Consider the following 11,820-nt stretch of genomic DNA (forward strand, 5'->3'; position numbering starts at 1 on the left):
TGCGATCAGGGTTGGGGGGCGACGGACGAGAAAGCATCGTTGGTCACGACGTCGAGGACCAGCTCGCGCAGCCTGTACCCCGACCCTTCGAACGAGGCGGTCAGCGCGTTCAGCACGCGCTTGTCCACCTTTCTCTCCTCGTGACCCGCTGCATACGTGTAGTACTTGCGGACGAGGCACTCCGCGACCGAGGCGTCCGAGCTGAGGGTCACGCCGAGCGCGCGCGCGTCGGCGACCGGCACCCCGTCGAACTCGCCGCTCGGGTCGATCGGCAGGCCGTGGTCGGTCGTGCGGAAGCGGCCGATCGCGTCGAACGTCTCGAGCGGCAGGCCCAGCGGGTCCATGTACGAGTGGCAGCCGGCGCAGGCGGGCTCGGTCCGGTGGATCTCGAGGCGCTGACGCTTCGTGAGGGGCCTGTCCGCGGGCGGCTCCGGGAGCTCGAGGGCGACGTCGCCGGGGGGCGGCGGGATGGGCGTGCACATGAGGGCGTCACGCATGAACTTGCCGCGCAACGTGGGAGAGCCCTCCTTCTGGTTCGCGAACTGCGAGAGGAAGCCCGCTTTGCTGAGGATGCCGACGCGCGGGCCGTCCGCGGGCAACGAGCGGACCTCGAAGGCGCCCGAGCCGAGGCCGGCCGTGTCGAGACCATAGAGCTGGGCGAGCTCGGTGTTGACGACGACCTTCGTCGTCGAGAACAGGTCGAGCGCGCTCGCTTGATCGTCGAACGCGAGCGCCTCCCACGTGCCCCGCATGTCGCGGACCATCGCCGCTTGCAGCGCGGGGCTGTACTCCGGAAAGAGCCCCGTGTCTTTTGCCTGCGTGCCGAGCCGATCGAGCCGCATGTACTCCTCGGCGAAGGCCCCGACCGCCTCGCGCCCGGCAGGCGCCTCGAGCAGCCGCGTCGCCGCGGCGCGGAGCCCCTCCACCGTTGCGAGCCCCCCGCTCGCGGCCTGGTCGAGCAGCTCCTGGTCTGGCAGGCTGTTCCACAACAAGAACGCGAGCCGGGACGCCATCTCGTAGCCCGTCAAGCGAAGCGAGCCGTCGGCGCTCGGAGCGCCGAGCTCCGGGCGATACAGGAAGTTCGGAGACGTGAAGAGGGCCACCGTCGCCCAGCGGGCCCCCTCGACGGCGCTCTCGAGCTCGCTCGCGGCCTTCGTCGCGACGGCCGCGAGCCGGTCGACCTCGGCGGCCTCGAGCGGGCGGCGCCACGCACGGAGCCCCAGCGCCTCGATGAAGCCGCGCACGCACGCGTCGTTCTCCGCGCCGCTGGGCGTGCAGCCGATGAACTGGCCTCGCCTCGCGGGATCCGCGAACACCGCGTCGACGGCGCCCTCGATGGCCGCGTGGTACTGCTCGACGCCTCGCTCCGAGGTCACGACGGTCGCGGCGCCGATGACCGCAAAGTTCCCGTTCCAGCTGTCGGCGTCGAGGTCATTGAGATTGACGTCCACGCCGAAGACGTCGCGCACGGCGTTGCGAAATTGCGTTCTCGTCAAACGGCGCAGCATCCCGGCCGCGGGTTGGAACTGCGGCGGCTCCGAGCCCGCCGGTGAGCCGTCGCCGTCGCCGCCGACACCCGAGTCCGTCGGTGTTCCGTCGCCGCCGACAGAGGATGACCCGGCGCCCTCCGTCGTGTTGTCACCCAGCGCGCCAGTGCACGCGGCCGCGAAGGCGAGCGCGCAAACGCAGGCGGCTTCTCTTGAGAAACGGAGCTCGTGCCAGGACGGCTTCTTCATCTTGCTCTCCGATGATGCGACGGACCATACCGAGGATTGATCGACCCCCGTCGAATCGACGAGGTCCGTGGTGTCCTCCGGCGGCTCACCCTCGGTAAGAACACCAAGCACCATCGCTCGGCCATCGCTCTCGCGGCGGTCGGGCGAACGGAGCTCTGGAATCGACAAGGACTCGATTGGATGACGAAGGGGGCGGCGCACAGGGCGACCCGCTCATGCGCGAAGCAAAAGGATACCCCTTGATCCAAATGTGAACGATCACATGGCCGAGGTCAACGCCAATCGACCGGCCCGCGCAACTCCGTGAGGCGAGGGGAGGGCAGGGCTGGCGAGCTCCTCCGGATCGGATCGCTGCGTCAAGAGGGCGGGCGCCGGCCGCCGCGATCGCGCGAGGTGCGCCTGCGCCGGGGTTGTGATCGTTCACAAATTGGCGAAACGGTATCTTTTTGCTCTGACCTGAATGGGATGTGCACGTCGTTCGGGTGTCCGGAGGAGCAATATCCCCTCCGCCGGCGCGCTCGACCGAGGGGGCATCGGCGTCAACCAAGCGCGTTCAGGGCCCTTCGCGCGGCCGAACGAGCTTGGTGAACACCGATGGATCGGTACTTTGGCTGAAGGCGGGGCTTCTTGAGCCGCCAAGACGTCATGAGACACCGACAGAAATCTCGGCGTCCTGGGGCGCCCTGGCAGGGCCGTTCCTTCGGCAGGGCGGGGGAACTCACCACCACGCGTTGATGGGCGCGCGCGCGGGCGCGCTTCAGTCCGGATCGAGCGCGTACACGGCCGTGGTCGTCTTTCGCCCCGTGAGGTTGCGCTCGCCCAGCGCGCGCAGCGGGAAGGCGTCGCCGGCGAGGTCCCTCGTCGCCGCGGAGACCAGCACCTGGTTCGGCGCCGCGATCGCCTCGAGCCGCGAGGCCACGTTCACCACGTCGCCTATCACCGTGTACTCCATCCGCTTGTCAGAGCCGATGTTGCCGACGATGGCCTCTCCGGAGTTCACGCCCACGCCGAGGCGGACCTCGACGTCGTACCGCTCGCGCCACTCCTCGTTCGCCGTCTCGAGGAAGCGCATCATGTCCTCCGCGGCCGCGAGCGCGCGCCGCGCGTGATCCTCCTGCGCGATCGGGGCGCCCCAGACGGCCATGACGCAATCGCCGATGAACTTGTCGACCGTGCCCCCGTGCCGGAACACGATCTCGGTGAGCATCGAGAAGAGCTCGTTGAGGAGGGCGACCATCCGCTCGGCGTCGCGCGACTCGGCGAGCGGCGTGAAGCCGACGACGTCGGCGAAGAGCACCGACACGGCCGCCCGCTTGCCGCCGAGGGCGAGCGGGTGCTCGCCCCGCACGATCGCGTCGACGACCGCCTTGTCCATGAACCGGCCGAGATCGCCGCGGAGCTTCGCTTCCCGGGCGATGTCCGCCTCGCCCTGCTCGAGGTCCTGGGCCATGCGGCCGAGGGAGGTCGTGAGCTCGCCGATCTCGTCGCGCCGCCCCCGGAGCGCGTCGCCGAGCGCGATCTCGCGCCAGCGCCGGGCGCCGATGAGCCGCGCCTGCGCGACGAGGTGGAGGATGGGGCGCGTCACGTGGCGGGCGGTGACGAGCGCGAGGGCGAGCGCGAGGACGAGCGCGCCCGCGGCGACGGCGACGCCGCGGCGCCGCATCTCGTCGAGCGCGGCGAAGGCCTCCGGCTCGGGGCGCCAGATCGCGACCGCCCATCCGAGGTCGGGCACCGTCTCGATGGCGCCGATCATCCGCTGGCCGCCCTCGTCGTGCGGGGCGAGCACGCCGATCCTGTCGTTCAACCCCGCGCCCGAGGGGAGGTTGCGCCAGATCGGCAAGGACGAGACGTCGCTGCCCGGCGCGACGCCCGGCACCCCGAGCGCCGCGATCGCCTGGCGGTCGTGGCCCGCGATGAGCAGGCGCACCGCGCGGCTCCCGAGGCGGCGCCCGGCGATCACCTCGAGGTTGAGCCCGAGCATGTCGAGCGGCACCTCGGCGACCACGTAGCCTGCCGGGCCGCCCGGAGGAGGCGGCGCCGCGGCCCCGGCGCCCGCGTCGCCGGCGGGCCGCACGCGGGCGACGAGGAGGCCGCGGGCCGGCCCGATCACGCCGAAGCCGACGCCGCGCTCGTCCGCGAGCTTTCGCAGCGCTGCCGGCGCGGCGGGGACGTCGGCGTCGGACGACGCCTTGCGGATCACGGTGCTGATCCCCGCGTCGGGCACCTCGAGCCGCACCGCGTCGACGAGCCCGCGCGTCGCGACGAGGGCGCGCACCGACGCGACAGCGTCCTCGTCCCGGATGGCGCCGCCCGCGGCGTGGCCGAAGATGGCCGCCGCCGCGACGGCATCGCTCTCGACGTCGCGGACGAGCTGGATCGAGGCCGAGGCCACCTCGGAGAGGATCGCCGTCTGCAGTCTCTCCTCGGAGGTCCGCACGGCGCGCCGGTTCACGTCGATGAGGAGCGTCACGGCGACGGCGACCGGGACGAGGCCCATCGCCGTGAAGAGCGCGATCGCCTTCGTCTTGAGCGAGAATTCCCTCACGTGGAGGCCTCCGCGGGCGATACGTCACTCAAGAGGGCCGTCCTTCCAGCCGGCCGCGCCCTCGTCGGTGCGCTTGCGGATCTGGAACTCCACCCTGCGGTTCTTGGCCCGGCCGTCCCGGGTGCGGTTGTCGGCGAGGGGGCGGCGCGCGCCGAAGCCGCGCGCTTCGAGGCGGCGGGCGTCGATGCCGTGCGCGGTCAGCCACGCGACGACGGCGAGCGCGCGGCGCTGCGAGAGGCTCAGGTTCGCCTGGGCGGCGCCCTGGTTGTCCGTGTGGCCGTCGACCGCGACCCGGGCGATCTCGGGGTGCTCCTCGAGGACGGCCGCGACCTCGGAGAGCAGCTCGAAGCTCTCCGGCTCGATCTCGGCCCGGCCCGTCCGGAACTGGACCTGCTGCAGGATCACGATCTGCGAGCCCTCGATGCGCACAGCGAACGGGCAGCCGTGCGTCGCGCGATCCTCGCTCGGCTTGCCGCGCTCGTAGGGGCAGGCGTCCGCGGCGTTGGGGATGCCGTCGCCGTCCGTGTCCGCGGGGCACCCGTGCTTCGACGCAGGCTGGGACCCGGCGTTTGCGGCGGCCTCGGCCGTGACCCCGGACCCCGCGCCGCCCGGTCCCGCGTCGGCGGCCGCGCTGCTGACCCCCGGCACGTCCGGGCAGCGATCGTCGACATCGTAGATCCCGTCGTCGTCCCGGTCCGGCGGGCAACCGCGGCGGAACGCCGGTCGGGCGCCCGCCGCCGCCGCGGGCGGGCGCGCCTCGCCGATGACCCGGGGGCAGGCGTCCTCCGCGTCGGGGACCGAATCCCCGTCGAAGTCGGCGGCCGGAGGCGCGGCCGGCGTCGCGCCGCGAGCGCCCTTCGTCCCGGCGGGCGCGCCGGCGACGGCCGAGGGGGCGGCGGCAGGGGGCGCCGACGGAACGACGTCCGCGGCGATGGCTATCCCCGCGAAGAAGCGCGCCTTCGGTGTGCCGGGAAGCCGCCCGAAGCCAGGGCCCGCGCCCGCGTCGAGCGTGAGGGGGCCGAGCGACCAGCGCGCGGTGAGCAGGAGCTCGCCGCCCGCGCGGCCCGGGACCTGGAGCGCCGAGCCCTCGCCGGCGGCGGCCCAGACGGAGAGCTCCGACCCGAGCTGCAGCGGGCCTTTGCGCACGCCCGCGCCCGCCGTGAAGAGGACCTCGCTGCCCGTCAGGCTGTCCGCAGAGGCCCTCTGGAACCGGCCCCCCGCCGAGGCCGACCAGCGGAAGCCCGGGTGCTCGGCCCCGACGATCAACCGCGGCGCGTAGCGCACGGCGCCCGCGCCGGCGAACGCCGCCTCGTCTCCCGTCGGCAGCCAGACGGAGAGCCCGAGCGCCGCCGCCGGCCGGAGGCCCTCCTGGGGCAGGAGCGTCACCCTCCCGCCCGCCTGGAGATCGCCGAGCGTGGCGCCGCCGGCGGGCGCCGTGACGCGGATGGTCCCGAGCGCGCCGGACGCGCCGCCCTGGTCCAGCACGAGCGGCGCGTCGAGATCGAGCTTGATCCGGCGCAGGAGCTCGACGCTCGCGAGCGCGTGGAGGATCGCCTGCCGGCCCACCCACGTTACCGACCCGGCAGGCGCAGTCCCGCGCAGGCTGAGGGGTTGATGAGCATAGGAGAACAGAAGTCCGACCGCGGGCCGGAGCTCCCCCGATACGCCGGCAGAAGGGACAGTGGATAGCCCGTCGCCCGCGGGCGCGGGAGCGAGCCTGTCGAGCGCTGTGGCCTCCTGCGCTGCGGCCGGCATGGAAGCCGTGGCCGCCGCGAAGAGCAGCGGGGAGGCCAGGAGGGGCGCGATGACGCGCGCCGACCAATACGCCATCGGTCTGCTCGTATCCTATTGCCTGGTCCCTTGCAACGCCGATCTCGATCCGGTAGCGTGCCGCTGCCGTGGCACCGTCAAATGGCCAGTCCGTCGCTATCTCGGTGCTCCTCGGCTGCGCCACCCACGCTGCGATCCACGCTGGATACGTCGGCTCGGCGAGCGCCAGAGAGCCGACGCCCGGATATCCGGAGGCGGTCATTCAATGGGGCGTGCAGGCGGGAGAGACCTGCGACGACATCGCGGCGGTCCTCTACGGCTCGTCCAAGCATGCAGCGCTGATCCAGCGGTACAACCGCGTCGCCTGCGGCCCGGGCACGACGCTCGCCGAGGGGCTCACGCTGGTCCTCCCGGCCGAGGTGACGTCGATCCCCGACGCGAAGCTCCGGTCGATGCACCCGGACGTGCGCGCGCGCCCGGCCGGCGGCGCCTGGTCGCCCGCGGCTCAGGGGATGCCCCTGCTCACGAACTCGAGCGTCAACACGCTGGATGAGGGGAGGGCAGATATCGAGTTTGTGGATCGGACTCGGGTGCTCCTCGCGCCGAATACGCTCGTCGTCATCTACGGCACGGCGAGCCGAGCGCGGGTATCGAAGACGCCGCCCGCGGCCGTCGAGCTCGCGGACGGCGAGGTGAAGGCGGCGCTCGCCGCGCTGCGGGGACAGTCGGTCGAGGTCGCCGCGAGCGGGGGCGGCCGCGTGAGCGCGTCGTCGCGGGACACGGTGGTGCAGCGGCGCGGGGAGCGGACGACGGTCGCGGTGTTCGACGGCAAGGCGGGCGTCACGTCGGGCGGCCTCTCCGTCGTGGTCCCGAAGGACCACGGCACCCGGTTCGTGGGCAGAGCGCCGCCCGCGCGTCCGCGCCCGCTGCCGGCGCCGGTCGAATGGACGACCGCGGACGCCGCGCAGATCGCGCTCGCCCCGGAGGGGCTCGGCGTCCTGTCGGCGTCGTGGAAGCCGGCGCCGGCCGCGGCCGGCTACCGCGTCGAGATCGCGCGCGACCCGGAGTTCAACGATCTCATCGCCCGCGAGGAGGTGAAGCCGGACGTGCTGTCGTTCCGCGCGGAGAAGATGCCGGCGGGCGCCTATTTCCTCCGGGTCCGGGTCGTCGATCGCGAGGAGTACCTGGGGGTGGGCGCGGTGCGCAGGTTCCACCTCGTCGCCGCGCGGGCCGCCGGGGGCGTCGTCCCGGCGGCGCAGGAGATCACCGCGAACCCCTACGGGATCATCGAGCTCACGCCGTCTCCCGCGCTCGAGCTCTCGCTCGACGACGGCCCGTTCGGCCCCGTCCCCGAGCGCATCGATCTGCTCCAGCGCGCGCCGCGCGCGCTCCGGCTGCGCGAGCGGGGCAGCGCGGCGGCGGAGCGGGGGCACGACGCGGCGACGTCGCTCCCGGTCCGGTACACGAAGGTGGGCGCGGTGGTCTCGGCCGCGCGCGAGGTGACGCCGGCGCCGGGCGGGTCGGGCGGGCCGGGCGGGCCGGCGATCGAGGCCCGGGTCGAGCTGGAGGGGCTCGCCGGGGTCGACGTCGCGCGGCGGGTGGCGCCGCGGCTCTTCGCCCACCTGCCGGGGGGGGTGCGCTCCGTCGCGCTCGCCGGCGGCGATCGCGGCGGCGCCCTGACGGCGCGGATCCCGCTGCCCCGGGAGGCGCTGCGCCCCGGCGAGCCGCTGCGCGTCCGGCTCGACGTCGCCGACGGCCGCGGCGGCGTGATCGGGACGAGCGACGCCGAGCTGCCCGCCGCGCCCGAGGCGCCGCGCGCCGCGCCTCCGCCCGCGCCCCCGGCCGCGCCCGTGCTGGGCGCGTACCTCCCGCTCCTGCCGATGTCCGGGGTGGCCGACGGGCTCTGGCTCGCGCCGACGCCGCCCTCGGTCGCCGCCGTCGGCGCGGCCGCGGCGCGCTCCGGGGGCGGCTGGGTCGCCGCGGGGCAGGTGCGCGCGAGCGGCGCGATCGGCCCGCTGGGCCTCGACGTCGCGCTCCGCTCGAACCCGGCCGGCGAGGGGGATGGCGCGGGCGTGGGCAGCACCGGCTGGTTCGGCGCGCGCGCGCGCGTCCTGCGCCTCGGGCGCTCGGAGCTCGAGCTCGGCCCCACGCTCCGCCTGGGCGTGCCCATGGCCGACGGGAGCCCGCCGCTCCGCATCGAGCCCGGGATCGCGCTCGGCGGCGCCGCGGGCCGGTTCACCTGGGTGGCCGACGCCGGGGCCCGCATCCGCGCCTCGGGCGACGGCGCGGCTGTCGGCGCGGGCGGCGGCGCGGCGGGGGGGGAGGGCGCGACGGCGGGCGGCGAGCCGGCCACGCCGGCCGTGCAGGGCTTCCTGCTGGCGGGGGCGACGGCGGATCCGGCGCCGTGGCTGCGGCTGCACGGCGCGCTGGATCTGCACCTCGTCGACCGGGAGGTCAGGGCGGACGACGTGCTCGGGGGGCTGTCGGCGGGCGTGGAGGCGGGCGGCGCGCTCTTCGGGGCGCTGTCGGTGCGGGTGAGCCCGTGGCGCGACGAGGGCGAGGGCCCGGTGACGGCGCAGATCGCGGTGGGCTTCCGCGAGGCGTCGCCGTGAGCGCGGGCGACGGCGAGCGCCCGCCGCCGGACGGGGACCCCGACCGCACCGTGCTGAAGGGCCAGCGGGCGACGGACGGGCGGGCGCCGGCGCCTCGACCGCGCGCCGACCGCTTCGCGGCCGCGGAGACGCTCCCCTCGGAGGAGCCCGGCGCGGGCGCGGCGCAGCGGGCGCGCGCCGGGCGGGTCCTCGGCGGGAAGTACAACCTCGTGCGGTTGCTCGGCGCGGGCGGGATGGGGGAGGTCTACGAGGCGGAGCACGTGCTCCTCGGCGTTCCGGTCGCGGTGAAGACGATGCACCCGCACGTCGCGATGCTCCCGGAGAGCCGGCGGAGGTTCTTCCGCGAGGCGCGCGCCGCGTCGCGGCTCGTGCACCGGAACGTGGTCAAGGTGCTCGACCTCGGGGGCGACGAGGACGACGGCGACGGCTCGATCTACCTCGTGATGGAGCTGCTCAAGGGGCAGTCGCTCGGCGCGCTGCTCCGGGCGTCGCGCGAGCTGCTGCCGCTCGCGGAGGTCGCGGCCCTGTTCGCGGACATCCTCGACGGCGTGGGCGCCGCGCACGCGAGCGGCATCGTCCACCGCGACCTGAAGCCGGAGAACGTGCTGCTCGCCGAGCAGGACGGCGAGCGCATCGCCAAGGTCGTCGACTTCGGGCTGGCGCACCTCGACGACCCGCTCGACGCCGGGCCGACGCTCACCTCGCAGGACATGGTCGCGGGCACGCCGGAGTACATGAGCCCGGAGCAGTGCCGCTCGCTCGCGGTGGGCCCGAGCACCGATCTGTACGCGTGCGGCTGCATCCTGACGGCGCTGTTGCAGGGAACGCCGCCGTTCGTCGGCCTCCCCGCGGTGGAGCTCATGGCGATGCACATGTTCTCGATCCCGCCGCCGCTGCGCCGGCCGCCGGGGGCTCCGCCGGTCCCGCCGCTCCTGGAGCGGCTCCGGCTGGATCTGCTGGCGAAGCTGCCCGAGAAGCGGCCGGAGAGCGCCGCGGCGGCGCGGTCGCGGCTCGACGAGGCGATGTCGCGGGAGGCCGAGGCGCGGCGGCTGCCCGCGCGCAAGGCGGACGCGCCGCGCGGCGACCGGGCGGAGCGGGCGCAGGCCTGGCCGGACGGCGAGACGGCGGAGCTCGCGCCCGTGCCGGAGCGCACGGTCGCGCTGCTCCGGCTCGCGCCGGCGGGGCAGGGGCTCAGCGAGGCGTGCGAGATCGGGCTCGACGCGCAGGGGATCCACCTCGCCGAGGTGCCGGACGCCGCCGCGCTGCTCGATGCGGGGCTGGGCGTGGCGGTGATCGACGCCGGCGCCGACGTGGAAGGCGCGTGCGCGCTGCTGGAGGCGCTCGGCCGCTCGGCGCCCGGCGTGCGCGCCGTCGTGTGTGCGTCCGGGCTCTCCTCGGACCGGATGAACGCGCTCGTGGCGGCGGGCGCCGCGGACGTGGCGCGTTATCCGGTCGCGCCGGACGCGCTGTCTCGCAAGATCGCGCGGGTGGTGCGCCGGGGGCGCTAGTCACCCTCGCCGCGCCGCGTTCCTTGGCACCTTTGCCGACTCCGCGCTCTGTCGCCGGTCGGAGACGCGGCGACCCGGGGGCTCAGCTCGTTCACACGACCGGGCGCGAACGGCTCGAGCGCGGTGCGTGAAGGGCAGAGGCGAAGCCGCTCGTCAGTTGGCCCCTTTTTCTGTTCTCTTCTCGTCGGCCGCTTCGAAAAGACGAATCTGGTCGGCCTGGGCTTTCTTGAATGAGGGACGATCCGTCACACGGGTTACATAGGCCTCGGTCGCCGGCCGATCGCCGAAAGCGCGAACCTTCGGGACCCGTAGCACATCCGCCATCAGCAGGTCTGCGACGGTGAAGCGGCCGGCCGCGAGCCACTCTCGCTCGCTCAGTACCTTTTCGAGCTGGTCGAGGCGCTTGCCCATCCATCCGGCGAGTTGATTGTCCTCATCGCCGCATATTTCCAGGAACCACCATGGTACGGTGACCATCTCGATCGAGTTGAGCGCGGCGATCGTCCATTGCAATGTTTCCGCCTCTCCGGCCGGATCAGGCGGCATCAGCTTGTCGCTTTTCCGGGCCAGATGCAGCAGCCCCGCGCCGCTTTCGAATATCTCCAGCTCTCCGTCGGTCAGGAACGGAGCTTGGCCAAACGGCTGGCGCGCGAGATGATTGGTCTCGCGACCATCGAACGGGATCGTCTTGACCACGTAGATGAGGCCGGCTTCCTCGCACGCCCATCTCAGCCTCAGGTCACGCACAAAACCACGAGGGCCTTCAGGCACCCAGTCGTAGGTCCAGATGGTCAGTTCGCTCATCGCAGCAAGCCTTTCCTGGTTCGGTCGGCTGGGAATGCCCCTCAACGTGGTGTGAGCAGTATTGCACGGCCGAGTGCACTCGTTGGATCTGTTGGTTTTTATGGGCGGGTCAGTGGATCGTACTTTTTGTACGTCGTGTCAATCGCCGGTCGTTGGCAGAAAAATCTTGACAGATCGGAATGGCTTTGCGCGGGCTACCGTCGCACAGATCGCATCCCCTTCTGCTTCATGTCCGACGAGCACAACGGCGTAGCGACGGATGAGGACGCCGCGCGACGAACCCGATCGCGCGGTGCTCGGCTCGGCGTCGCGGTCGAGCTCCTGGGCAGCAATGTCGAGCACGCCGCGGAGCGCATGGTGACGCGCTCGTTCTACGGCGTGCCGCACATCGAGGTGGGGTACCGCTTGCCTTTCGGCAGCTTCTACGTCGACGGCAGCGCGGGCGCCGGTTACGCCTTCCAGCTCGCGTCCCACATCGAGGATCTGCCGGGGGGCAGCTCTGCGCAGTTTCACGAGCCCGTCGACGAGAGCAACGTCTACGCGACGGCAGCGCTCGATCTGGGCCTGCGCTTCTGAGGGAGCTCGTTGAAACAGGTCGACGTGGACCGGCTCGAACGAGACGCCGAGCTCATAGGCGACGGCGCGGACCTTGCGGCAGTTGGGAGGAAACGCGAAATCGTACAGTTTCATGGTAATCACAGCCTGCGGGGCGCGGGTGAAGCGAGACCCCCGCTGGTGCTCCGGGCACCGAAGAATGCGCTTGCCAGGCCGATCTGTGAGGGCATCATGGCCACCTGATCCCCCGGATTCGCCCCGAGGGCCGCAAGCATGCCTTCGCAGACCCT

8 protein-coding genes are annotated in these 11,820 nt (G+C 73.2%); 3 read left to right on the plus strand and 5 right to left on the minus strand.

Annotated elements, in window-relative coordinates; all coding sequences use genetic code 11:
• Positions 1-5: 5 nt before the first annotated feature.
• The 3 genes from WMF11_RS08450 to WMF11_RS08460 form a co-directional block, all read right to left on the minus strand.
• The gene (locus WMF11_RS08450) at positions 6-1,736 is read right to left on the minus strand and encodes a DUF1592 domain-containing protein (protein WP_437977092.1); all 1,731 of its coding nucleotides are present in this window, start codon (positions 1,734-1,736) and stop codon (positions 6-8) included.
• A gap of 757 nt (positions 1,737-2,493) precedes the next feature.
• The gene (locus tag WMF11_RS08455) at positions 2,494-4,281 is read right to left on the minus strand and encodes an adenylate/guanylate cyclase domain-containing protein (RefSeq protein WP_437977093.1); all 1,788 of its coding nucleotides are present in this window, start codon (positions 4,279-4,281) and stop codon (positions 2,494-2,496) included.
• Between the two features lie 24 nt (positions 4,282-4,305).
• The gene (locus WMF11_RS08460; RefSeq protein ID WP_437977094.1) at positions 4,306-6,111 is read right to left on the minus strand and encodes an OmpA family protein; all 1,806 of its coding nucleotides are present in this window, start codon (positions 6,109-6,111) and stop codon (positions 4,306-4,308) included.
• A gap of 68 nt (positions 6,112-6,179) precedes the next feature.
• On the opposite strand from WMF11_RS08460, the gene WMF11_RS08465 reads away from it, so the two are divergent.
• Together WMF11_RS08465 and WMF11_RS08470 are read left to right on the plus strand one after the other, a co-directional pair.
• Complete coding sequence (locus WMF11_RS08465) at positions 6,180-8,663, plus strand: FecR domain-containing protein (RefSeq protein WP_437977095.1); 2,484 nt, start codon at positions 6,180-6,182, stop codon at positions 8,661-8,663.
• Positions 8,660-10,171, plus strand: coding sequence for a serine/threonine-protein kinase (locus WMF11_RS08470; RefSeq protein ID WP_437977096.1), 1,512 nt, complete (start codon positions 8,660-8,662; stop codon positions 10,169-10,171). Before WMF11_RS08465 ends, WMF11_RS08470 begins: the two co-directional genes overlap by 4 nt.
• A 153-nt stretch (positions 10,172-10,324) precedes the next feature.
• On the opposite strand, the gene WMF11_RS08475 is transcribed toward WMF11_RS08470, so the two are convergent.
• Complete coding sequence (locus WMF11_RS08475; protein ID WP_437977097.1) at positions 10,325-10,975, minus strand: glutathione S-transferase family protein; 651 nt, start codon at positions 10,973-10,975, stop codon at positions 10,325-10,327.
• A 138-nt stretch (positions 10,976-11,113) separates the two neighbouring features.
• Complete coding sequence (locus tag WMF11_RS08480; protein ID WP_437979293.1) at positions 11,114-11,659, minus strand: glutathione S-transferase N-terminal domain-containing protein; 546 nt, start codon at positions 11,657-11,659, stop codon at positions 11,114-11,116.
• Between WMF11_RS08480 and WMF11_RS08485 the strand changes: the two genes are divergently transcribed.
• Positions 11,561-11,773, plus strand: a complete 213-nt coding sequence (locus tag WMF11_RS08485; protein WP_437979433.1) for a hypothetical protein — start codon at positions 11,561-11,563, stop codon at positions 11,771-11,773. The genes WMF11_RS08480 and WMF11_RS08485 overlap by 99 nt on opposite strands.
• The last annotated feature ends 47 nt before the right edge of the window (positions 11,774-11,820 follow it).

Origin of the sequence: Sorangium sp. So ce295 (genome assembly GCF_051527405.1) — a bacterium.
In the GTDB taxonomy this organism is placed as follows: domain Bacteria; phylum Myxococcota_A; class Polyangia; order Polyangiales; family Polyangiaceae; genus Sorangium; species Sorangium cellulosum_B.

Coding starts and splice junctions, on each gene's coding strand:
- WMF11_RS08450 (WP_437977092.1), bottom strand. CDS start 1,736: ATGAAGAAGCCGTCCTGGCACGAGCTCCGTTTCTCAAGAGAAGCCGCC.
- WMF11_RS08460 (WP_437977094.1), bottom strand. CDS start 6,111: ATGGCGTATTGGTCGGCGCGCGTCATCGCGCCCCTCCTGGCCTCCCCG.
- WMF11_RS08475 (WP_437977097.1), bottom strand. CDS start 10,975: ATGAGCGAACTGACCATCTGGACCTACGACTGGGTGCCTGAAGGCCCT.